The 21,788-nt window shown below is 71.3% G+C and carries 20 protein-coding genes and 1 pseudogene; 3 read left to right on the forward strand and 18 right to left on the reverse strand.

Going from position 1 to position 21,788, the window contains the following annotated elements; all coding sequences use genetic code 11:
* The 10 genes and pseudogenes from Q7T15_RS06065 to Q7T15_RS06110 form a co-directional block, all read right to left on the reverse strand.
* Positions 1-649, reverse strand: a pseudogene (locus Q7T15_RS06065) (F0F1 ATP synthase subunit beta); the annotation flags it as partial.
* Between the two features lie 24 nt (positions 650-673).
* Positions 674-1,573 carry a F0F1 ATP synthase subunit gamma gene (locus tag Q7T15_RS06070; protein WP_304694315.1) on the reverse strand — a complete coding sequence of 300 codons (900 nt, stop codon included), beginning with the start codon at positions 1,571-1,573 and terminating at the stop codon, positions 674-676.
* Positions 1,574-1,661: 88 nt separating this feature from the next.
* Positions 1,662-3,296, reverse strand: coding sequence for a F0F1 ATP synthase subunit alpha (gene atpA, locus Q7T15_RS06075; protein WP_304694317.1), 1,635 nt, complete (start codon positions 3,294-3,296; stop codon positions 1,662-1,664).
* A gap of 57 nt (positions 3,297-3,353) precedes the next feature.
* Positions 3,354-4,145, reverse strand: a complete 792-nt coding sequence (locus tag Q7T15_RS06080; protein ID WP_304694320.1) for a F0F1 ATP synthase subunit delta — start codon at positions 4,143-4,145, stop codon at positions 3,354-3,356.
* A 2-nt stretch (positions 4,146-4,147) separates the two neighbouring features.
* Positions 4,148-4,699 (reverse strand): F0F1 ATP synthase subunit B, encoded by a 552-nt coding sequence (locus tag Q7T15_RS06085; RefSeq protein ID WP_304694322.1) that lies wholly within the window; start codon positions 4,697-4,699, stop codon positions 4,148-4,150.
* A gap of 10 nt (positions 4,700-4,709) precedes the next feature.
* A complete protein-coding gene (atpE, locus tag Q7T15_RS06090; protein WP_055860391.1) occupies positions 4,710-4,943 on the reverse strand; it encodes an ATP synthase F0 subunit C in 234 nt (77 codons plus the stop codon).
* Between the two features lie 46 nt (positions 4,944-4,989).
* A complete protein-coding gene (gene atpB / locus Q7T15_RS06095; protein WP_304694379.1) occupies positions 4,990-5,787 on the reverse strand; it encodes a F0F1 ATP synthase subunit A in 798 nt (265 codons plus the stop codon).
* Between the two features lie 167 nt (positions 5,788-5,954).
* Positions 5,955-6,413: a hypothetical protein gene (locus Q7T15_RS06100; RefSeq protein ID WP_304694325.1), complete on the reverse strand. Its 459-nt coding sequence runs from the start codon at positions 6,411-6,413 to the stop codon at positions 5,955-5,957.
* A complete protein-coding gene (locus Q7T15_RS06105; RefSeq protein WP_304694327.1) occupies positions 6,410-7,666 on the reverse strand; it encodes an MraY family glycosyltransferase in 1,257 nt (418 codons plus the stop codon). Before Q7T15_RS06105 ends, Q7T15_RS06100 begins: the two co-directional genes overlap by 4 nt.
* Positions 7,663-8,340, reverse strand: coding sequence for an L-threonylcarbamoyladenylate synthase (locus tag Q7T15_RS06110; RefSeq protein WP_304694329.1), 678 nt, complete (start codon positions 8,338-8,340; stop codon positions 7,663-7,665). The genes Q7T15_RS06105 and Q7T15_RS06110 overlap by 4 nt, the downstream gene beginning before the upstream one ends.
* An 87-nt stretch (positions 8,341-8,427) precedes the next feature.
* Here Q7T15_RS06110 and Q7T15_RS06115 point away from each other — a divergent pair, with 87 nt between their 5' ends.
* Together Q7T15_RS06115 and Q7T15_RS06120 are read left to right on the forward strand one after the other, a co-directional pair.
* Positions 8,428-9,051, forward strand: a complete 624-nt coding sequence (locus Q7T15_RS06115) for an HAD family phosphatase (RefSeq protein WP_304694331.1) — start codon at positions 8,428-8,430, stop codon at positions 9,049-9,051.
* A gap of 43 nt (positions 9,052-9,094) precedes the next feature.
* Positions 9,095-10,258, forward strand: coding sequence for a N(5)-(carboxyethyl)ornithine synthase (locus tag Q7T15_RS06120; RefSeq protein ID WP_304694333.1), 1,164 nt, complete (start codon positions 9,095-9,097; stop codon positions 10,256-10,258).
* A 4-nt stretch (positions 10,259-10,262) separates the two neighbouring features.
* Here Q7T15_RS06120 and prmC read toward each other — a convergent pair whose 3' ends face one another.
* From prmC to lysA, 7 genes are all read right to left on the reverse strand, one after another.
* Positions 10,263-11,126, reverse strand: a complete 864-nt coding sequence (prmC, locus tag Q7T15_RS06125) for a peptide chain release factor N(5)-glutamine methyltransferase (protein WP_304694335.1) — start codon at positions 11,124-11,126, stop codon at positions 10,263-10,265.
* Positions 11,127-11,148: 22 nt separating this feature from the next.
* A complete protein-coding gene (gene prfA / locus Q7T15_RS06130) occupies positions 11,149-12,231 on the reverse strand; it encodes a peptide chain release factor 1 (protein WP_304694337.1) in 1,083 nt (360 codons plus the stop codon).
* Positions 12,232-12,270: 39 nt separating this feature from the next.
* Complete coding sequence (gene rho, locus Q7T15_RS06135) at positions 12,271-14,328, reverse strand: transcription termination factor Rho (RefSeq protein WP_304694339.1); 2,058 nt, start codon at positions 14,326-14,328, stop codon at positions 12,271-12,273.
* Positions 14,329-14,498: 170 nt separating this feature from the next.
* Positions 14,499-15,449, reverse strand: a complete 951-nt coding sequence (gene thrB / locus Q7T15_RS06140; RefSeq protein ID WP_304694341.1) for a homoserine kinase — start codon at positions 15,447-15,449, stop codon at positions 14,499-14,501.
* Positions 15,449-16,531, reverse strand: coding sequence for a threonine synthase (gene thrC / locus Q7T15_RS06145; RefSeq protein ID WP_304694343.1), 1,083 nt, complete (start codon positions 16,529-16,531; stop codon positions 15,449-15,451). The genes thrB and thrC overlap by 1 nt, the downstream gene beginning before the upstream one ends.
* Entirely contained in the window at positions 16,532-17,860 is a 1,329-nt protein-coding gene (locus Q7T15_RS06150; RefSeq protein WP_304694345.1) for a homoserine dehydrogenase, read from the reverse strand.
* Positions 17,857-19,311, reverse strand: coding sequence for a diaminopimelate decarboxylase (gene lysA / locus Q7T15_RS06155; protein ID WP_304694346.1), 1,455 nt, complete (start codon positions 19,309-19,311; stop codon positions 17,857-17,859). The genes Q7T15_RS06150 and lysA overlap by 4 nt, the downstream gene beginning before the upstream one ends.
* Positions 19,312-19,502: 191 nt before the next feature.
* On the opposite strand from lysA, the gene Q7T15_RS06160 reads away from it, so the two are divergent.
* Positions 19,503-20,879: an MBL fold metallo-hydrolase gene (locus Q7T15_RS06160; RefSeq protein ID WP_304694348.1), complete on the forward strand. Its 1,377-nt coding sequence runs from the start codon at positions 19,503-19,505 to the stop codon at positions 20,877-20,879.
* A gap of 25 nt (positions 20,880-20,904) precedes the next feature.
* Here Q7T15_RS06160 and Q7T15_RS06165 read toward each other — a convergent pair whose 3' ends face one another.
* Positions 20,905-21,786, reverse strand: a complete 882-nt coding sequence (locus tag Q7T15_RS06165) for a DUF2993 domain-containing protein (protein ID WP_304694350.1) — start codon at positions 21,784-21,786, stop codon at positions 20,905-20,907.
* Positions 21,787-21,788 lie beyond the last annotated feature (2 nt).

A 21,788-nucleotide genomic window follows, 5' to 3' on the forward strand; every position in this document is an offset into this window, starting at 1 on the left:
ACTCCTTCATCTCCAGCCAGAGGTCGTTGCCCTCACGGGTGCGCTCGCCGACACCGGCGAACACCGACACGCCGCCGTGGTCCTGGGCGACGCGCTGGATCATCTCCTGGATGAGGACGGTCTTGCCGACGCCGGCGCCGCCGAAGAGGCCGATCTTGCCACCCTGCACGTACGGCGTGAGGAGGTCGATGACCTTGATGCCGGTCTCGAAGAGCTGCGTCTTCGACTCGAGCTGGTCGAACGACGGGGGCTTGCGGTGGATCGGCCAGCGCTCGGAGACCTCGACGGCCGCGCCGGGCTCGCCGTTGAGGACCTCGCCGAGGACGTTGAAGACCTTGCCCTTGGTGACGTCGCCGACGGGGACGGTGATCGCCTCGCCGGTGTCGCGCACCTCCTGGCCGCGGACGAGTCCGTCGGTCGGCTTGAGCGCGATCGCGCGGACGAGGTCGTCGCCGAGGTGCTGGGCGACCTCGAGCGTGAGCACGGTCGACTCGTCGCCGATCGTGATCGTCGTCTGCAGGGCGTTGTAGATGCCCGGGATGGCGTCGTGCGGGAACTCGATGTCGACAACGGGGCCCGTCACGCGAGCGATGCGGCCGACGCCGGCGCTCGTGGTGGGGGCCTTCTCGGCCGGAGCAGTCGTGGTCATGGGTTCGTCCCTTTTTCTCGGTGCTTACTTCGCCGAGACGAGGGCGTCAGCGCCGCCCACGATCTCGGAAATCTGCTGGGTGATCTCGGCCTGGCGAGCGTTGTTCGCCAGTCGGGTGTACTCGCGGATGAGCTTGTCGGCGTTGTCGGTGGCCGACTTCATCGCCTTCTGACGCGCCGCGTGCTCGGATGCCGCCGACTGCAGCATCGCGTTGAAGATCCGGCTCTCGATGTAGACGGGCAGAAGACCGTCGAGCACGTCGTCGACCTCCGGCTCGAACTCGTAGAGCGGGAGGACGTCGGTCTCGCCCGGCTCCTCGACCCCGTCGACGATCTCGAGGGGAAGGACGCGGACGATCTCGGGCGTCTGCGTCACGAGGCTCACGAAGCGGTTGTAGACGATGTGGATCTCATCGACGCCCTCGTTCTCGCCGCCGGCGATGAACGCGTCGACGAGGGTGTCGGCGATGTCCTTCGCGGTCTCGAACGTCGGCTGGTCGGTGCCGCCCATCCACTCCTTCGCCGCCGTGCGGCGACGGAAGGCGTAGTACTGGACGGCCTTGCGGCCGACGAGGTAGTTGACGACCTCGAGGCCCTCGCCCTCGAGCCGCGTGCGCAGCTCGTTCGCCTCGCGGATGACCTGCGAGCTGAAGCCGCCCGCGAGTCCGCGGTCGGACGAGAACACGACGACGGCCGCGCGGCGCGGGTTCTCGCGCTCGGTCGTGAGCACGTGGTCGACGTTCGAGTACGTGGCCACGGCCGAGACGGCGCGCGTCACGGCACGGGCGTAGGGCGCCGATGCGGCCATGCGCGCCTGAGCCTTCTGGATCCGCGAGGCGGAGATGAGCTCCATCGCACGCGTGATCTTCTTGGTCGTCTGGGCAGACCTGATCTTCTGCCGGTAGACCCGAAGCTGCGCTCCCATGTCTCTCTTTCTGTCGAAGGGGTGAGGATGTCCGGTGCCGGTGCGCGGCGGGCCCTGCGCCGTCGAGGTGCGGGCCCGCCGTCGCGACCTAGCGCTTGCGACGGACGATCTTCTCCTGGTTGATGTCTTCCGCCTCGGTCTCGTCGAACTCCTCGTGACCCGCGTGCACGCCGCCGTTGGCGCCGCCCTGGAACTCGAGCACGAAGGCGTCGACGGCCTTCTCGAGCTCGGCCTCGGTGTCGCCGTCGAGCACGTTGGTGTCGCGCAGCGTCGTGAGGATCGAGGTGTTGCGGTGGAGGTGGTCGAGCAGCTCGCGCTCGAAGCGGAGCACGTCGGAGACCTCGAGGTTGTCGAGCTTGCCCTTCGTGCCGGCCCAGATCGAGACGACCTGCTCCTCGACGGGGTAGGGCGAGTACTGCGGCTGGCGCAGGAGCTCCGTGAGGCGAGCGCCGCGGGCGAGCTGACGACGGCTGGCCGCGTCGAGGTCGGACGCGAACATCGCGAACGCCTCGAGCGAGCGGTACTGCGCGAGCTCGAGCTTCAGGGTTCCCGAGACCTTCTTGATGCTCTTCACCTGGGCGTCACCGCCGACGCGCGAGACCGAGATGCCGACGTCGACCGCGGGGCGCTGGTTGGCGTTGAACAGGTCGGACTGCAGGAAGATCTGGCCGTCGGAGATCGAGATCACGTTGGTCGGGATGTACGCGGAGACGTCGTTGGCCTTCGTCTCGATGATCGGGAGGCCCGTCATCGATCCCGCGCCGAGGTCGTCCGAGAGCTTCGCGCAGCGCTCGAGCAGACGGGAGTGCAGGTAGAAGACGTCGCCCGGGTAGGCCTCGCGCCCCGGAGGACGGCGGAGGATGAGCGACACGGCGCGGTAGGCCTCGGCCTGCTTCGACAGGTCGTCGAAGATGATCAGGACGTGCTTGCCGCCGTACATCCAGTGCTGACCGATGGCCGAGCCGGTGTAGGGGGCGAGGTACTTGAAGCCCGCGGGGTCGGAGGCGGGAGCCGCGACGATCGTCGTGTACTCCATCGCGCCGGCCTCTTCGAGCGCGCCCTTCACGGCCGCGATCGTCGAGCCCTTCTGGCCGATGGCGACGTAGATGCAGCGGACCTGCTTCGAGACGTCGCCCGACTCCCAGTTCGACTTCTGGTTGATGATCGTGTCGATCGCGATCGCCGTCTTGCCCGTCTGGCGGTCGCCGATGATGAGCTGACGCTGGCCGCGGCCGACGGGGATCATGGCGTCGATCGCCTTGATGCCGGTCTGGAGGGGCTCGTGCACGCTCTTGCGCTGCATGACGCCGGGCGCCTGGAGCTCGAGGGCGCGGCGACCCTCCGACGCGATCTCGCCGAGACCGTCGATGGGCGCACCGAGCGGGTCGACGACGCGGCCGAGGTAGCCGTCGCCGACGGGGACCGAGAGGACCTCGCCCGTGCGCGTCACCTCCATGCCCTCGACGATGCCGGTGAACTCGCCGAGGATGACGACGCCGATCTCGTTCTCGTCGAGGTTCTGGGCGAGGCCCAGCGTGCCGTCGGCGAAGCGGATGAGCTCGTTCGCCATGACGCCCGGGAGACCCTCGACGTGCGCGACGCCGTCACCGGCGTCGGTGACGCGACCGACCTCGGTCGCGACCGCAGCGCCGGGAGCGTAGCCCTTGGCGAAGTTCTTCAGCGCGTCGCGGATCTCGTCCGGGCTGATCGTCAGTTCTGCCATGTTCTTCCCTTTTCGTTCGGGCCCGACTCGGGCCCGTTCTGGTGTGACGGCGAAGGCCTAGCCGGCCAGCCGGAGCTTGAGTTCGGTCAGTCGGGCCGCGACGCTGCCGTCGATGACCTCGTCGCCGACCTGGACGCGAGCGCCGCCGATGACGGCGGGATCGATGACCTGATCGAGCGTGAACGCGCGACCGTAGCGGCGCTGCAGGCTCGCGCTGATCGCGTCGCGCTGCGCCTCGGTGAGCGGCTGCGCGACCGTGACGGTCGCGACGCCCTTCCCGGCGACGTCCGCGACGAGCGCGGCGCCGTGGCGCACGAGCGCCCCGATGCGACGACCGCGCGGCTGCTGCACGAGGTGCCCGGCGATCGCGAGGGTCTGCGGGCTCGCCGAGCGGCCGAGCAGGCTCTGGACGAGCGACAGCTTGCCCTCGGCGTCGCCGCGCTTGCTGCCGATCGCGAGCTCGAGCTCAGCATCCGATGCGACGGCGCGACCGAACGCGAAGAGCTCGCTCTCGACCTCGACCGACGCCGGAGCCGACTGCGCGACGGCCCGGATGCCGATCTCCTCGACACCGGCGAGAAGCTCGTCGCCGCTCGACCAACGGCTCGCGACCATGCCCTCGAGGAGAGCGCGGGCCGGAGCCGTGAAGCCGCCGAAGATCGAGCCGATGAGCTCGGCCTTCGCCTCGGGCTCGACCGAGCGATCGGTCAGAGCGCTCGTGAGCTGGGGCGAGGAGCCGATCGTGCGCGCCGCGAAGAGCAGCTGCTCCCCCGCGGCCAGATCGATGCCCGTCGAGGCGGCCAGCTGAGCGCGGGCCGACTCGAGGGCGCTTCTCGTAGCTGAGCCCATGCCTACTTGGCCGCCTTCTCGGAGGCCTCGAGGTCGGCGAGGAAGCGGTCGACGATGGCCGTGGCCTTCTTGTCGTCGGTGAGCGACTCACCGATGACGCCGCTCGCGAGGTCGAGGGCGAGCGTGCCGACCTCAGCGCGGAGCGAGACGAGAGCCGCCTGGCGCTCGGCCTCGATCTGCTGCTGCGCCGTCGCGGTGATGCGCGCGGCCTCGGCGCTCGCCTGCTCCTTGAGGTCGGCGAGGATGGCGCCGCCGTCGACGCGAGCCTGCTCGCGGATCTTCGACGCCTCGGCACGCGCCTCGGCGAGGAGCTTGTTGTACTCCTCGAGCGCGGCCTTCGCCTCGGCCTGAGCCGACTCCGCCTGCTTGATCCCGCCCTCGATCTTGGCGCTGCGCTCGTCGAGCGTGGCCTGCATGCGCGGAAGGACGACCTTCCAGAACACGAACAGGACAAGCAGGAACGGGATGATCGAGTAGACGATGTCGTACCAAGCCGGAATCAGCGGGTTGACGGCTTCGCCCTCCTCCGCCGCGATGATGAGTGCTTCGAGCACGAGCGATTCCTTAGACGAAGATGAAGTAGGTCGCGATACCGATGAAGGCGAGCGCCTCGGTGAACGCGATACCGATGTACATGAGGACCGTCAGGCGGCCCTGGAGCTCGGGCTGGCGGGCGACCGACTCGATGGTCTTGCCGACGACGATGCCCACGCCGATGGCGGGGCCGATCGCGGCGAGGCCGTAGCCGACCGTCGCGATGTTGCCGTTGATCTCGGCGAGAACGGTGTTTGCGTCCACGAGGGGTGTTTCCTTCCGTGTTGGATGAACCGGGCGGGAGCCCGGCCTAGTGCTCTTCCGCCAGCGCGAGCTGGAGGTAGACAGCGGTCAAGAGGGTGAAGACGTAGGCCTGCAGGACGGCCACGAGGATCTCGAAGAACGTGAAGGCGACGCCGAACAGCTGCGTGCCGATTCCGGCGAGGATCCAGCCGCCGCCGAGGTCGGTCATGAAGAACGCCGACGCCGAGAAGAACAGCACGAGCAGCAGGTGGCCGACGACCATGTTCATGAGCAGTCGGAGCGTGAGCGTGATCGGGCGGAGGATGAACATCGAGACGAACTCGATGGGCGTCACGATGATGTAGAGCGGCCACGGGACGCCGGGCGGGAAGAGCGCGTTGCGCAGGAAGGCCCCGGGGTGCTTGCGCAGGCCCGCGTAGATGAACGCGATGTACGAGGCGACCGCGAGCACGAGCGGGAGGCCGATGACCGACGTGCCCGCGATGTTGATGCCCGGGATGATGCCCGTGAGGTTCATGAACAGGACGAGGAAGAAGATCGTCGTCAGGAGCGGCAGGAACCGGCGGCCGTCCTTCTTGCCGAGCAGGTCCTCCGCGATGTTGACGCGGACGAGGTCGAGACCCATCTCGACCGTGCCCTGGAAGCGGCCGGGGACGAGCTGCATCTTCCGTGTCCCGAGCCAGAAGACGAGGATCAGGACCGCCACGATCACGAGGCGCAGCAGCATGATGCGGTTGAGCTCGAACGGCGTGCCCTCGAAGAGGATCGCGGGAGGGAAGAAGTCGAGGATCGACGGACCGGAGAAGCCTCCCTCGGAACCTTCTTCGGTCGCGAACGGGAGCAGGGGGATCAGGGCGGCAGCGCTCAGGGGAGTCTCCAGAATCGGGGCGGCACACGAGGTGCCGCGGCGATCGGCAATGGCTTCACCCTATCAAGGAAAAGGGGCAGGGCCGAATCGACATCGGGTGCGCGGGCGGGCGCGCGGCGGCCTCGGCGAGGCCGCTCCGGGTGCTAGACGCCGGGCGTCGGCCGGGCGTCGCTCACGTACGGGATGCGGGCTCGCGCGACGGCGATCAGGTCGACGACGAGCCCGCCGAGGACGGCGATGACGAGCGTGATGAAGAGGACGGTGGGCTCGACGAACGGCGCATCGCGCAGGGTGAAGACGAGCACGAGGAACAGGGCGAACTTCAGCAGCCACGCCCCGAGCACGATGCCGAAGTACGCGGGCGACAGGAGGTCGCCCTTCGTCACTCGATCGGCGAGGAGGATGCTGCCCGCGGTCACGGCGAGGAAGACGAAGCCCATGCCGGCCCCGATGAGCCCGCTGAGAAGACCGGGCAGCTCGGCGACGAGGGCACCGACGACGCTCCCGACGACGGCGATCGCGACGCTCAGGGAGGCTCCGTAGACGAGGGAGAGCCGCAGCGCAGGCGCGGCGGAGGTTCGAGGGCGGTCGGCGGCGGTCATCGGGTCTCCTCCGGCAGGCGACGGGATCGGGTCAGGGTGTCGAAGACGGGGTCGTTCTCGTCGAACTCGGCGTCGATCGGGGGCGCGGCCGCGTCGAGCGGGTCGAACCGTGCGAGGGGCCCGTCGGCGTCATGGCTCGACTGCGCCGCGGCCTCGGCCCGCTTCCGCGCGCTCAGCGGCGCGAGCGTCACGATCGTGCACGCGAGGAGGCCGAGCACGACCGCCGTGAGCGCCCATCCCCACGGCACGAACATGAACAGCAGGGTGCCGATCGCGATGACGGCCGTCCACGCGTAGAAGATCAGGACGGCGTGGAAGTGGCTGTGGCCCATGTCGAGCAGGCGGTGGTGGAGGTGCAGACGGTCGGCGCTGAACGGCGACTTGCCGGCCCGCAGACGACGCAGCACGGCGAGCCCGAAGTCGAGCAGGGGCACGACGAGGACGGCGAACGGCAGCAGCAGCGGGATGAAGGCCGGGAGCAGCTGGCTGCGATCGATCGAGCTCGGGTTGATCTGCGAGGTGACGGTGATCGTGGAGATCGCCATGAGCATCCCCACCACGAGGGCCCCGCCGTCGCCCATGAACATCTTCGCCGGGTGCCAGTTGAGCGGCAGGAACCCCGCGGTGGCCCCGAGCAGCACCGCCATGGTGAGCGAGGCGAGGTTGAACGCCGACTGGTTCGTCGTGATCGAGAGGATGTAGCTGTAGATGAAGAACACGCCGCCGGCGATGAGGGTGACGCCCGCGACGAGGCCGTCGAGGCCGTCGATGAAGTTCACGGCGTTCATCACGAGCACGATCGCGAGCACCGTGACGATGAGCGAGAGCGTCGGCGAGAGGACGGTGATGCCGTTCTCCGGCCCGATCGGCAGCGACACGATCTGCAGGCTCGCCCACGCGAGGAACCCCGCGATGAGGATCTGGCTCGCGAGCTTGGTCATCCAGTCGAGATCCCACAGGTCGTCGGCGACGCCCACGACGAGCATGACGACGGCCGCCGCGACGATCGCGAGGATCGGGAACGGATCGGAGTACACGCGCTCGAACCAGCTGATCTGCGAGGCGACCGCGAGGGCGATCGCGACGCCGAGCACGATGCCGATCCCGCCGAGACGGGGCGTCGGGCGCGTGTGCACGTCGCGGTCGCGGATGCCCGGGTAGAGCTTGAAGCGGTGGCTCAGCGCCAGCACCGTCGCCCCGACCGCGAAGCTCGCGATCGCGGCGATCAGGGCGACGAGAGCGTAGAAGGTCACGCGAGGCGCTCCGCGCCGACCACGCGGGCGATCTCGTCGTCGGGGATGACGCCGTGGCGCACGATGCGCAGCCGGCCGTCGGGGAGGTGGAGGCTCGTCGCGTCGACGATCGTCGACCCGGGGTCGCGCGCGGGGTCGCTCCCCTCCCCCACGGCGCCGCCGTCGAGGTAGACGGCGACGCGGTCGCCGAGCATGTCGAGAGCCTCCTGCGCGGTGCGCGCCGCGGGCATCCCGCTGATGTTGGCGCTCGAGACGGCCAGCGGGCCGGTATCGGCGAGGAGGTGCAGCGCGTGGCGGTTGTCGGGCATGCGCAGCGCGACCGTGCCGCGCGTCTCGCCGAGATCCCACACGAGGGACTCGCGCGCCTCGACGATCACGGTGAGCCCGCCCGGCCAGAACTCGGCGACGAGTGCTTCGACCTCGGGCGGCACCGACTCGGCGAGAGCGGCGAGGGTCGGGATGCCCGGGATGAGCACGGGAGGCGGCGCGTCGCGCCCGCGCTCCTTCGCATCGAGCAGCCGCTGGACGGCCTCGGGGCGGAAGGCGTCGGCGGCCACTCCGTACACGGTGTCGGTCGGGAGGACGACGAGCTCGCCGCGCCCGATGGCACCCCGAGCCGCGCGCAGACCGGCGAGCAGCTCGGCCTCGACGGAGCAGTCGAACACGGTGGTCATGATGCGTTCATCGTAGTGGGGCATGCTTGGAGGGCCGCCGCCGAGCGGCCCCCTCCCCCTGGTCGACCGAACGGGATACCCACGCGCATGAGCCTGCTGTTCCTCTTCGACATGGACGACGTCCTGTACGACTACGACTGGCGCACGAGGATGGCCGGCCTCACCGCGATCACGGGCCACGACCTGCACGAGCTGCGGCGCCGGTGGTGGATCTCCGGGCTCGAGTGGCAGGCCGAGGCGGGCACGCCCTCGACGCCCGAGGCCTACCTGGCCGCGGTGAACGACGCGATCGGGGCGGACATCCCCGTCGAGGAGTGGGTGCGGATCCGCTCGGAGGCCACGCGGCCCCGGCCGGCCGCGCTCGATGCCGTGCGCCGCGCGAGCGAGCTCGGCCGCGTCGCTCTGCTCACCAACAACGGCATCCTCATCCACGAGCAGCTGCACGTCGTCGCGCCCGAGCTCGTGCCCATCATGGGTCGCGAGCACATGCACGCGAGCGCCGCGTTCGGCGCGCGCAAGCCCGATCCGCTCGTCTACGCGCGTGTGCTCGAGCACTACGGCGTCGCCGCCGAGAGCGCCTTCTTCACGGATGACCGGCCCGAGAACATCGAGGGCGCGGCGTCGATCGGCATCACCGCGCACCTCTACCGCGACGCGGCCGGGCTGCGCGCGGCGATCGAGGAGTTCGCCCGGGAGTCGGCCGTCGCGTAGCGGTGCCGCCTACGGCCCCGCGGCCGCCGCCCTACAGTGGGGCATGACCTCTCCCTCCCCCGCTCCCGATCTGCTGCGTCTCGGCGTCATCGCGACCTCGCGCAAACCCGACGAGCGCCGCCTGCCCCTCCACCCGGGGCACCTCGAGCGCATCGACGCCGATCTGCGCGCGCGCATGACGCTGGAGCGCGGGTACGGGGCGCGGTTCGGCATCGCGGATGCGGAGCTCGAGCCGCTCGTGGGCGCCATGGCCGACCGCGCCGAGGTCATCGCCGGCGCCGACGTCGTGCTCCTGCCCAAGCCGCAGGCGGCCGACCTCGAGGAGCTGCGCGACGGCCAGGCGCTCTGGGGCTGGCCGCACTGCGTGCAGGACCGCGCGATCACGCAGCTCGCGATCGACAAGCGGCTGACGCTCATCGCGTGGGAGGCGATGAACCACTGGCGGGCCGACGGCGGGTTCGGGCTGCACGTGTTCCACAAGAACAACGAGCTCGCCGGGTACTGCTCGGTGATCCACGCGCTCGAGCTGTGCGGCTCGACGGGCGACTACGGCCGCCGATTGAGCGCGGTCGTGATCGGGTTCGGAGCGACCGCGCGCGGTGCCGTGACCGCGCTCAACGCGCACGGCATCCACGATGTGCGCGTGCTCACGAACCGCGACATCGCGGCCGTCGGCTCACCCATCCCCTCGGTCGACATCGTGCAGTTCGAGCACGACGCCGAGTCGCCGTTCTCGAGCACCGTCAACACCGATGACGGGCCGGTCGCGCTCCCCGAGTTCCTCGCCGCGAACGACATCGTCGTCAACTGCACGCTGCAGGACCCGAACGCCCCGCTGACGTACCTGCGGGAGGACGACCTCGGTGCCTTCCGCCCCGGCAGCCTCATCGTCGACGTCTCGATCGACGAGGGCATGGGCTTCAGCTGGGCGCGGGCGACCTCGTTCGCCGACCCGATGCTCACGGTCGGGGATTCGACGAACTACTACGCCGTCGACCACAGCCCGTCGCTGCTCTGGAACTCGACGACGTGGGAGATCAGCGAGGCGCTCATGCCGTTCCTCCGCACCGTCATGGAGGGCCCGACGTCATGGGCCGTGTCCGACACCATCGACCGTGCGATCGAGATCGAGGACGGCCGCGTGCGCAACCCGGCCATCCTGGCGTTCCAGGGGCGGTCGGCGGAGTACCCGCACTCCCCAGTCTGAGTCGTCAGCGGCGCGCGGTCGTCGCGCGGTCGCGGCCCAGCAGGTCGCGGTGGCACGCCACGGCGGAGAAGCCGTCGGCGCGCAGGATCGCGGCGATGGCGGCGGCCTGCAGCTCGCCGTGCTCGATCACGAGGGCGCCGCCCGGGCGGAGCAGGCGGCGCGCCGTCCGGGAGAGCGCGCGCACGGCATCCAGGCCATCGTCTCCGGAGTAGAGCGCCACGGCGGGGTCGAACAGACGGACCTCGGGGTCGCGGGGCACCGCGTCGAGCGGAATGTACGGAGGGTTCGAGGCGACGACGTCCACGAGGCCGTCGAGCTCGGGGAGCGCGTCGGCGAAGTCGCCCTCGACGAGGCGCACGCGGCCGTCGCCGTGGCGCTCGATGTTGCGGGCCGTCCAGGGAAGGGCATCCGGCGACTTCTCGACGGCGACGACGCGCGCGTGCGGGACCTCCGTCGCCATCGCGAGGGCGATCGCTCCGGATCCGGAGCCCAGATCGACCGCGAGCGGCTCGGGGCTCGGCACGAGGGCGAGGGCGTCGATCGCGAACTGCACGACGCACTCGGTCTCGGGTCGCGGCGTGAAGACGCCGGGGCCGACCGCGAGCTCGAGCGAGCGGAAGGGCGCGAGGCCCGTGATGTGCTGCAGGGGCTCGCGGGCCGCCCGTCGGGCGATCGCGGCGCGGATGGCGCGCGCATCCGCCTCGTCGACCGCGGTGCGGGTGAGTGCGCGGGCCTGGACCCCCCCGCGCGAGAGCCCGAGCACGTGGCCGATGAGAAGGTCGGCATCGACCTCGGGGACGGGGACGCCCGCGGCGGAGAGCGCGTCGATCGCCTCGCGACGCAGGGCGTCGAGGTCGGGAGCCGTCATGCCGCGGAGCGCCGGGAGCGGATCAGGACGCGGTCTCGCCGAGGGACGCGAGTCGCGCCTCCTCGTCGGCCTGGATGCACGACTCGATGACCGGGCCGATCGCGCCGTTCATGACGGCGTCGAGGTTGTAGGCCTTGTAGCCGGTGCGGTGATCGGCGATGCGGTTCTCGGGGAAGTTGTAGGTGCGGATGCGCTCCGAGCGATCCATGCCGCGGATCTGGCTCTTGCGCGCGTCGCTCGCCGCCGCGTCGATCTCCTCCTGCTGCTTCGCGAGGATGCGCGCGCGGAGGACGCGCATTGCGGCCTCGCGGTTCTGGATCTGGCTCTTCTCGTTCTGCATCGACACGACGATGCCGGTCGGGAGGTGCGTGATGCGCACGGCCGAGTCGGTCGTGTTGACGCTCTGACCGCCCGGGCCGGAGGAGCGGAAGACGTCGATCTTGAGGTCGTTCTGGCTGATCTCGACCTCTTCGGGCTCGTCGACCTCGGGGAAGACGAGGACGCCGGTCGTCGAGGTGTGGATGCGGCCCTGCGACTCGGTGGCGGGCACGCGCTGCACGCGGTGCACGCCGCCCTCGTACTTCATGCTCGCCCAGACGCCCTGCGACGGGTCGGTCGCGTTCGACTTGATCGCGACCTGCACGTTCTTGAAGCCGCCCATGTCGCTCTGCGTGGAGTCGAGGACCTCGACCTTCCAGCCGCGCGATTCGGCGTAGTACGAGTACATGCGCAGCAGATCGGCCGCGAAGAGCGCCGACTCCTCGCCGCCCTCGCCGCCCTTGATCTCCATGATGACGTCGCGGCCGTCGTCGGGGTCGCGCGGGATGAGCAGGCGGCGCAGCTTCTCCTGCGTCGTCGTCACGCGCTCCTCGAGGCTCGGGACCTCCTCGGCGAAGGCCTCGTCCTCCTTCGCGAGCTCGCGCGCGGCGACGAGGTCGTCCTGCGCCTGCACCCACACCTCGTGGGCGTGGACGATGCGGCTGAGCTCGGCGTAGCGGCGGTTGAGCTTCTTGGAGCGCGCCGCGTCGGCGTGCACCGCGGGGTCGGCGAGCTGCTCCTGCAGCGCCTCGTGCTCGGCGATGAGTGCGGTGACCGAGTCGAACATGGGTACTCCCTCGTCAGCGGGGGCGCGAGGCCCCCGCGATCAGTCCTCCTTGTGGGCGGGCTGGGTGCGGTCGGCCTGCGGCAGCGCCTTCTGGATCTGCACGAGGAACTCGACGTTCGACGCGGTCTCCTTGAGCTTGCCGAGGACGACCTCGAGCGACTGCTGCGTGTCGTGGCCGGCGAGGGCGCGGCGGAGACGCCACGTGACCTTGACCTCCTCCGCGCCGAGCAGCATCTCCTCGCGGCGGGTGCCGGAGGCGGAGATGTCGACGGCGGGGAAGATGCGCTTGTCGGCGAGCTGACGCGAGAGGCGGAGCTCCATGTTGCCGGTGCCCTTGAACTCCTCGAAGATCACCTCGTCCATCTTCGAGCCGGTCTCGACGAGCGCGGTCGCGAGGATGGTGAGCGAGCCGCCGTCCTCGATGTTGCGCGCGGCACCGAAGAAGCGCTTCGGCGGGTAGAGCGCCGCCGAGTCGACGCCGCCCGAGAGGATGCGCCCGCTCGTGGGCGCGGTCACGTTGTACGCGCGGCCGAGGCGGGTGATCGAGTCGAGGAGCACGACGACGTCGTGGCCGAGCTCGACGAGGCGCTTCGCGCGCTCGATGGCGAGCTCGGCGACCGTCGTGTGGTCCTCGGCGGGGCGGTCGAAGGTCGACGCGATGACCTCGCCCTTGACCGAGCGCTGCATGTCGGTGACCTCTTCGGGGCGCTCGTCGACGAGCACGACCATGAGGTGGACCTCGGGGTTGTTCTTCGCGATCGCGTTGGCGATGGCCTGCAGCACGAGGGTTTTGCCCGCCTTGGGGGGCGAGACGATGAGGCCGCGCTGGCCCTTCCCGATGGGGGCGACGAGGTCGATGATGCGCGTCGAGAGCTTCTGCGGCTCGGTCTCGAGGCGCAGGCGCTCCTGCGGGTAGAGCGGCGTGAGCTTGCCGAACTCGACGCGCGCGCCGGCCTCCTCGACGGTCTGACCGTTGATCGAGTCGATAGAGACGAGCGCGTTGTACTTCTGGCGGCCCTGGCTCTCGCCCTCGCGGGGCTGGCGGATCGCTCCCACGACGGCGTCACCCTTGCGCAGGTGGTACTTCTTCACCTGGCCGAGCGACACGTAGACGTCGCTCGGTCCCGGGAGGTAGCCGGTCGTGCGCACGAATGCATAGTTGTCGAGCACGTCGAGGATGCCCGCGACGGGGATGAGGACGTCGTCCTCGCCGACCTCGGGCTCGAAGTCGTCGCCGGCAGGGCCGCGTCCGCGCTTGCGGTCACGGCCTCGGCCGCGACCACGGCCGTCGGCATCCTGGTCGGCGCGCTCGCCCTGCGGGCCGTTCTGGTTCTGCTGGCCGTTCTGGTTCTGCTGGCCGCGCTGGCCGCCCTGGGCCTGCTGGGCCTTCTGCGCCTGCTGGCCGTCCTGCGCGGGCTGGCCGTCCTGGCCCCGCCCACCCTGGCGCCCGGCCGGAGCGGCGTCGGCCTGCTCGGGCTGCTGGACGTTCTGGTTGCGGTCGCGGTTGCGGCGGTTGCGGTTGCGGTTGCGACCGCGGCCGCCGCTGCTCTCGGCGTCGTCGTCGGTGCCGTCGGCATCGCTCGATCGCTCGGCATCGCTCGACGCGGCGCCCTCGGTGGGCGCGACGTCGACACCGGCGGCGGCGCCGGCGGCGTGCTCGCGCGCGGAACGGCGGCCGGAGCGACGCTCGGCGGGACCCTCGGTCGACGGCTCGGGCGCGGAAGCGGCGTCATCGCCGGATGCGGCGGCCTCGGAGGCCTGGGTGGGAGCGGCGGTCACGGTGCCGCTCGTCACGCGCCGCGAACCACGGCGCGCCGGCGCCTCGGCACGGGCTGCGGGCGCCTCGGCGGCGACGTCGGTGCTCGATTCGGTGCCGGCCTCGTCACTGGCGGGCGCGGCGTCGGTCGACAGGTCGGCGTCGGCGACGACGCTCCCGCCTCCCTGCAGCGCGACGATCGCCGCGAGGAGGTCGCCCTTGCGGAGCTTGGAGACCCCGGTGATGCCGAGCTCGGTCGCAAGCTGCTGGAGCTGCGGGAGCTTGAGGGAGGTCAGGTCGGATGCGGCCGCGCTCGAAGCGCGGTCGGTGGTGTCAGTCACGGAGGTGGTGTCCTTTCGACTCCGGGCATGGTGCCGCGGAGGATGCTGATCGCTTCGGACCGACCGCACGGGAGGCGGTGATGATGAACCGGGAAACGGGCGCAACGCGATGCCGCGGTACGAGCCGGTGAAAAAGCGATAGCTGCTTGGGGATGCCCGGGGAGGTGGGCCTAAGCCGCGGCCTCGACCGGATGCGCCACCACTGTAGCACCCTTGAAATCGACCGCGAGCATGTGCGACTGCCACGGTGTGGCGGCGTTCTGCGCGACGATCTCGGCGGCGGCGAGACGCTGCGCGGGGTCGCCGCACAGCACCAGGATCGAGGGCCCGGCGCCGGAGACGACGGCTGCGAAGCCGTTCGCGCGGAGCACCTGGATGAGGGCATCCGTCTCGGGCATCGCGCTCGCCCGGTAGTTCTGATGGAGCTTGTCCTCCGTGGCCGCGAACAGCAGTTCGGGGCTCTGGATGAGCGCGGCGATGAGGAGGGCGGAGCGCGAGACGTTGAAGATCGCGTCCTCGTGCGGGACGGACTCCGGCTGCAGCGAGCGGGCGAGAGCGGTCGACATCGTGGTCGACTCGGGGACGCATACGAGCAGCGAGACGCCGCGGTGGACGGTGAGCCGCTTGTGCTGCGGGCCCTGCGGCGTCATCCAGGCGATCGTGAGACCGCCGAAGAGGGCGGGAGCGACGTTGTCGGGGTGGCCCTCGAGCTCGGTCGCGCGCGCGAGGAGGCCGTCGGCGTCGATGGCGACGATGCCCTCGAGCAGGCCCTTCGCCGCCATGATGCCGCCGACGATCGCCGCGCCCGACGAGCCCATGCCGCGGCCGTGCGGGATGACGTTGTGGGCGACGAGCTCGAGCCCGGGCATCTCGACCCCGTAGTGGTCGAAGGTGTGCCGGATGGAGCGGACGATGAGGTTCGACTCGTCGGTCGGGACCTCCCCCTCCCCCACTCCCTCGACGCGGACGGTCGCCCCGGGGGCGTCGCGCACGGCGACGTCGAGCTCGTCGTACACCGAGAGCGCGAGGCCGAGGGTGTCGAAGCCGGGCCCGAGGTTCGCGGTCGTCGCCGGCACCTTGACGTGCACGCGGCGGCCGGCGAGGCGCGGGTCGACGGCCATCAGTGGCCGCCCTTCACGAGGCCGAGGACGTCGGCGACCTCCGCGGTGTCGACGGGGACGACGGTCGGGGCGACCTCGCTGCCGTCGGCGCGCTTGAGCGCCCACTGCGGATCCTTGAGGCCGTGGCCGGTGACCGTGAGCACGACGCGCGCGCCGCGAGGGATCACGCCGGCGTCGGCACGCTCGAGGAGCCCGGCGACCGAGATCGCCGATGCCGGCTCGACGAAGATCCCGACCTCCTGCGAGAGGAGGCGGTGCGCCTCGAGGATGCCCGCGTCATCGATCGCTCCGAAGTAGCCGTCGCTGTCGGCCTGCGCCGCGAGGGCGAGCTCCCACGAGGCGGGGTTGCCGATGCGGATCGCGCTCGCGATCGTCTCGGGCTTGCGCACGACCTCGCCCGTGACGAGCGGGGCGGAACCTGCGGCCTGGAAGCCGAACATGCGCGGCAGCGTCGTCGCGACGCCGCGCGCGAGCTCCTCGCGGTAGCCGCGGTGGTAGGCCGTGTAGTTGCCGGCGTTGCCGACGGGGAGGATGTGGAAGTCGGGAGCGTCGCCGAGGACCTCGACGACCTCGTACGCCGCAGTCTTCTGCCCCTCGATGCGATCGGGGTTCACCGAGTTGACGAGATGCACGGGGTAGTTCGCGGCGAGCTCGCGCGCGATGTCGAGGCAGTCATCGAAGTTGCCCTGGATCTGGATGATCTCGGCCTTGTGCGCGACCGCCTGGCTGAGCTTGCCCATCGCGATCTTGCCCTCGGGCACGAGCACGGCGGCGGTGATGCCCGCGTGGGTCGCGTAGGCCGCGGCGGACGCGGACGTGTTGCCCGTCGAGGCGCAGATGACGGCCTTCGCGCCGTGCTCGACGGCCTTCGAGATCGCCATCGTCATGCCGCGATCCTTGAACGAGCCCGTGGGGTTCATCCCCTCGAACTTGACCCACACCTCGGCGCCCGTGCGCTCGGAGAGGTAGCGGGCCGGGATGAGCGGCGTGCCGCCCTCGCCGAGCGTGACGACCGGGGTCGCCTCGCTGATGTCCAGTCGGTCGGCGTACTCGCGCAGAACGCCGCGCCACTGCTTCGCCATCTACAGTCCTTCTACTCGCAGCACGCCGGTCACGCTGTGGACGACCGTGCTGGTGGTCAGTGCCGCGACCGTTGCGGCGAGATCGGCCTCCGAGGCCTCATGGGTGCCGATCACCAGAGTAGCGGCGGGAGCCATCGCTCCCTCGCCCTCGGCGATCGACACGACGGACTGTTCGACCGTCTCGACGGAGACCCCGTGCTCGCTGAAGAGGGTCGCGATCATCGCGAGCACGCCGGGCTGGTCCGCCACCTGGAGGGTGATCTGGTAGCGGGTGGTGACGGCGCTGATGGGCAGCACCGGAAGATTCGCGTGCGTCGACTCCGCGACGCCGGGTCCGCCGACGACGTGGCGGCGAGCGGCCGAGACGACGTCGCCGAGGACGGCGGAGGCGGTCTGGATGCCGCCGGCGCCGGCGCCGTAGAACATGAGCGGGCCCGCGGCCTCCGCCTCGACGAAGACCGCGTTGTTCGCGCCGTGCACCGCGGCGAGCGGATGCTCGTCGGGAACGAGCGCGGGGTAGACACGGGCGGAGACGCCCTCGGTCAGGGTCTCGGGGTCGACGATCTTCTCGCAGATCGCGAGCAGCTTGACGACGTAGCCGGCCTTGCGGGCCGCGCGCACGTCGTCGAGCGTGACCTCGGTGATGCCCTCGCGGTAGACCGCGTCGGCCGGCACGAGCGTGTGGAACGCGAGGCTCGCGAGGATGCCCGCCTTCTGCGCCGCGTCGTAGCCGCCGATGTCGGCGGTCGGGTCCGCCTCCGCGTAGCCGAGCTCCGTGGCGGTGGCGAGCGCCTGCTCCATGGTCTCGCCGTGCTTGTCCATGCGGTCGAGGATGAAGTTGGTCGTGCCGTTGACGATGCCGAGGATGCGCGTGACGCGGTCGCCGGCGAGCGAATCGCGCAGCGGGCGGATGATCGGGATCGCCCCGCCGACCGCGGCCTCGTAGTAGAGCTGCGCGCCGACCTGCTCGGCGGCCTCGAACAGCTCGGGGCCGTGCGTGGCGAGGAGCGCCTTGTTGGCGGTGATGACATCGGCGCCCGAGTTCAGGGCCTGGAGGATGAGCGTGCGCGCCGGCTCCAGGCCGCCCATGAGCTCGACGACGATGTCGGCGCCCAGGATCAGGGACTCGGCGTCGGCGGTGAGCAGCTCGCGCGGGATGTCGGTCGTGCGCGGAGCATCCACATCGCGCACCGCGACGCCGACGAGCTCGATGCCGGCGCCCACGCGCGCGGCGAGCTCGTCGGCGTGGGTCAGCAGCTGGTCGGCGACCTGGGCGCCGACGCTGCCGGCTCCCAGCAGGGCGATGCGGAGGTTGCGGTACTCGATCACGGGCGGGTGATCCTCTCGGGTCGGGCAGCGGGGTTCGGGGGCGCGTCGGCGTCGGCGATGCCGGCGTCGCGGCGGAGGAGGTCGGCCTCGGTCTCGCCGCGCACGATGACGCGGGCGGCGCCGTCGCGCACGGCGACGACGGCAGGGCGGGCGAGGTAGTTGTAATTGCTCGCGAGCGAGAAGCAGTAGGCGCCGGTCGCGGGCACGGCGACGAGGTCGCCGGGCGCGACGTCGCCGGGCAGGTAGTCGGCCTGGACGACGATGTCGCCGCTCTCGCAGTGCTTGCCGGCGATGCGGACGAGCGCGGGGTCGGCGCTCGACGCGCGGCCGGCGAGGCGCACGCCGTAGTCGGCGCCGTAGAGGGCGGGGCGGGCGTTGTCGCTCATGCCCCCGTCGACGCTCACGTAGCGGCGCACGGCCGTCGTGCCGTCGTCGGTCGTGACGACGACGTCCTTCGTCGTGCCGACCTCGTAGAGCGTGACGCCCGCGGGGCCGATGATCGTGCGGCCTGGCTCGACGGCGATGCGCGGCACGGGGATGCCGAGCTGGGCGCACACGGACCCGATCGCCTCGGCGAGCCCCGTCGCGATGCTCTCGATCGCGGGCGCCTCGTCGCTCTCGAGGTAGGCGATGCCGAAGCCGCCGCCGAGGTTGAGCTCGGGGACCTCTCCGCCGGCGAGCAGCTCGGCGTGCACGGCGAGCAGGCGCCGGGCGGCCTCGAGGAACCCGTCGACGACGAAGATCTGCGAGCCGATGTGCGAGTGCAGCCCGAGCAGGCGCAGGTGCGGCGCGTGGGCGCGGATGCGCGCGACGGCGTCGGCCGCCTCGGCGAGCGGGATGCCGAACTTCTGATCCTCGCGCGCCGTCGCGAGGTACTCGTGCGTGTGGGCGTGGACGCCCGAGTTGATGCGCACGCGCACCGCCTGCGTGCGGCCGTGCCGGGCGGCGGCCTCGGCGACGCGCTGGATCTCGAGCAGCGAGTCGATGACGATCGCGCCGACTCCGGCGCCGACCGCGCGATCGATCTCGGCGAGCGACTTGTTGTTGCCGTGGAGGCCTAGGCGGGCGGGGTCCGCTCCCGCCGCGAGCGCGACGGCGAGCTCCCCGCCGCTCGCGACGTCGATGTTGAGGCCCGCGTCGAGCATCCAGCGAACCACCTCGGTGCACAGGAAGGCCTTGCCTGCGTAGTAGACGACCGAATCGGAGCCGAGGGCCGAGAAGGCGGAGCGGAAGGCGTCGCGCGTGCGGGCGGCCCGCGAGCGGGCATCCGCCTCATCGATCACGTACAGGGGCGTGCCGAACTCGGCGGCGAGCGCCGGGGCGGGGACGCCGCCGATCAGGAGGAAGCCGTCGGCGCCGCGCACGGCCGAGGACGGCCAGACGTGCGCGGGCAGCGCGTTCGCATCGTCGGGGTGGCGGAGCCACGCCGGAGCGAGCGGGTTGACGGACACGGAACGCACCTCACGGGGATCTGCACGGAAGTTCTGCACGGGAGTGAGGCGAGCGAACCCGGATTGGTCCCTGAAGCCAGGGGAATTCTACCGTGCGCCGACCCGGGCCTTTCGCCCCCGGGCGGCGACGGGGCGCCGGAGCACACTGGGCGGGCGACGAGACGGCGCCGTCTCGCGCGGAGGGAGCGGACATGGCCCACGACGAGCGCCCGACGCTGCGGTTCCTCGGCGGGACGGGAACGGTGACGGGGTCGCGGTTCCTGCTCGAGTCGAACGGCGCGCGCATCCTCATCGACTGCGGGCTCTTCCAGGGGTACAAGCAGCTCCGGCTGCGCAACCGGTCGCCCTTCCCGGTGCCGCCGTCGTCGATCGACGCCGTCGTGCTGACCCACGCGCACCTCGATCACTCGGGGTACCTGCCCGCCCTCGTGCGCGACGGCTTCTCGGGGCCGATCATCTGCTCGGCCGGCACCGCGGCGCTCGTCGGCCTCCTCTGGCCGGACTCGGCGCACCTCCTGGAGGAGGAGGCGCGGTTCGCGGCGCGGAAGGGGTACTCCAAGCACGAGTCGCCCGCTCCGCTCTATCGAACGGCGGACGCCGAGAGCGCGCTCGAGAGCGTGAGCGTGCGGCGGTTCGGCGATACGATCGCGCTCCCCGGGCGGGTCGAGGCCGAGCTGCACCACGCGGGCCACATCCTCGGCGCGGCGCACGTCCGCTTCCGGGCGGGCGGGCGGGAGCTGCACGTGAGCGGCGACCTCGGCCGCGCCGACGACGCGCTCATGATCGCCCCCGAGCCGCTCGCCGCGCTGCCGCCCGCGCACGCGCTTCTCGTCGAATCCACCTACGGCGACCGCGCGCATCCGGTCACCGACCCGGCGGAGGAGCTCGCGCCGGTGCTCGAGCGCGTGCTCGGGCGGGGCGGCGTCGTGATGATCCCCGCGTTCGCGGTGGGCCGCGCGCAGGCCCTGCTCCTGCACCTGTCGCGACTGCGTCGCGCGGGCCGCATCCCCGCCGTGCCCGTCTACCTCAACAGCCCCATGGCGGTGGATGCGACGGCTCTCTACCGCGCGCACCCCGACGAGCACCGCGTCACCGGCGACGACCTCGCCGACCTGTACGAGCTCGCGACCATGGTGCGCACGGTCGACGACTCGAAGCTCCTCAACCTGCGGGGAGGACCGATGATCATCGTCGCCGCGAGCGGCATGCTCACGGGCGGGCGGATCCTGCACCACCTCTCCGCGTACGGCGGCGACGCGCGCAACGCGATCGTGCTCACCGGGTACCAGGCGGGCGGCACGCGCGGAGCGGCTCTCGCCGGCGGGGCCGACTCGCAGCGGATCTTCGGCCGGCAGATCCCGATCGCCGCGGAGGTCGTGCAGCTGGAGAGCATGTCGGCGCACGCGGACGCGGAGCAGATCCTCTACTGGATGCGCGGCGCGCACGTCGACCGCGCCTATGTCGTGCACGGCGAGCCCGATGCCGCCGACGTGCTGCGCTGGCGCATCGAGCGCGAGCTCGGCGTGCGCGCCCGCGTGCCCGAGCAGGGCGAGCAGGTGGAGATCTAGCGGATCGGCATCAGCGGGGCGCGCGTCAGCAGGTTCCGCGCTCGGTCAGCGCCGGCCCCTCGAGCGCGACGTCGTCGGCGCCGAGGGAGACCACGAGCGCGTCGTCCTCCACGACGACCTCCTCGAGCAGCAGTCCGCTCGGCAGATGCTCGGCGATGCACACCGACTGAGCCGAGAGCAGCCCGCCGCCGAGCCCGCCGAACTGCTCGGCGAAGCTCTCGAGGTCGAGCTCCTCATCGCCCAGGACGAGCGACGCGGGGGTGAAGCTCAGGGCCCCGTCGACGGCCGCGGGCAGGAGCCCGACACCGACCTCGAGCGGGAACCCGAGCAGATCGAGCGTCGACCGGAACCGGATCTGGCCGCCGTCGAGCGCGACGTCGTCGATCGAGGCGCCCGAGAGCGCCCCGGCGATCGCGGCGATGTCGCCCTCGGCGACGACGAACCGCGCATCGATGCGGTCGGTCGTCTGCGCGCGATCGGCCGGGATGCCCGTGGCCGACATCGTGAGATCACCGGTCAGGTCACCCGCGGCGATCTCGCCGGCGTCGACGTGGACGCGCTCGAAGCGACCCGTCGCGAGCTGCCACAGGACCGATCGGCCGGCGATGTCGACCTCGACCGGATGCTCGGGATCGAGGTCGAGGACGGCGCGCACCTGATCGGCGACCTCGTCGCGGATCGCCCCGCGCACGGCGCCGTCGGCGACGACCGCGCCGACGGCGAGGATGCCGAGGACGACGACGGTCGCGCCGATCGCGATCGCTGCACGGCGTCCGCTCCGCGTGCGCGTCGTCACGGGCTCCGCGGGGGGAGCGGCGGCGTCAGCGGCGCGCGCGTCCGCGAGCGTCGACGCGACGGCCTGATCGATGCGGGCGGTGGGCTCGTCGGGGTTCCTCGAGTCGTTCACGG

It is taken from the genome of Microcella sp., from assembly GCF_030645145.1.
In the GTDB taxonomy this organism is placed as follows: Bacteria; Actinomycetota; Actinomycetes; order Actinomycetales; family Microbacteriaceae; genus Microcella.

Bases quoted from the DNA above. Each gene is read 5' to 3' on its own strand.
- Q7T15_RS06160 (WP_304694348.1), top strand. From the start codon at position 19,503: ATGGCCCACGACGAGCGCCCGACGCTGCGGTTCCTCGGCGGGACGGGA.
- Q7T15_RS06120 (WP_304694333.1), top strand. From the start codon at position 9,095: ATGACCTCTCCCTCCCCCGCTCCCGATCTGCTGCGTCTCGGCGTCATC.
- Q7T15_RS06110 (WP_304694329.1), bottom strand. From the start codon at position 8,340: ATGACCACCGTGTTCGACTGCTCCGTCGAGGCCGAGCTGCTCGCCGGT.
- Q7T15_RS06115 (WP_304694331.1), top strand. From the start codon at position 8,428: ATGAGCCTGCTGTTCCTCTTCGACATGGACGACGTCCTGTACGACTAC.
- atpA (WP_304694317.1), bottom strand. From the start codon at position 3,296: ATGGCAGAACTGACGATCAGCCCGGACGAGATCCGCGACGCGCTGAAG.
- prfA (WP_304694337.1), bottom strand. From the start codon at position 12,231: ATGTTCGACTCGGTCACCGCACTCATCGCCGAGCACGAGGCGCTGCAG.
- thrB (WP_304694341.1), bottom strand. From the start codon at position 15,449: ATGGCCGTCGACCCGCGCCTCGCCGGCCGCCGCGTGCACGTCAAGGTG.
- prmC (WP_304694335.1), bottom strand. From the start codon at position 11,126: ATGACGGCTCCCGACCTCGACGCCCTGCGTCGCGAGGCGATCGACGCG.
- Q7T15_RS06080 (WP_304694320.1), bottom strand. From the start codon at position 4,145: ATGGGCTCAGCTACGAGAAGCGCCCTCGAGTCGGCCCGCGCTCAGCTG.
- Q7T15_RS06100 (WP_304694325.1), bottom strand. From the start codon at position 6,413: ATGACCGCCGCCGACCGCCCTCGAACCTCCGCCGCGCCTGCGCTGCGG.
- thrC (WP_304694343.1), bottom strand. From the start codon at position 16,531: ATGGCGAAGCAGTGGCGCGGCGTTCTGCGCGAGTACGCCGACCGACTG.
- Q7T15_RS06070 (WP_304694315.1), bottom strand. From the start codon at position 1,573: ATGGGAGCGCAGCTTCGGGTCTACCGGCAGAAGATCAGGTCTGCCCAG.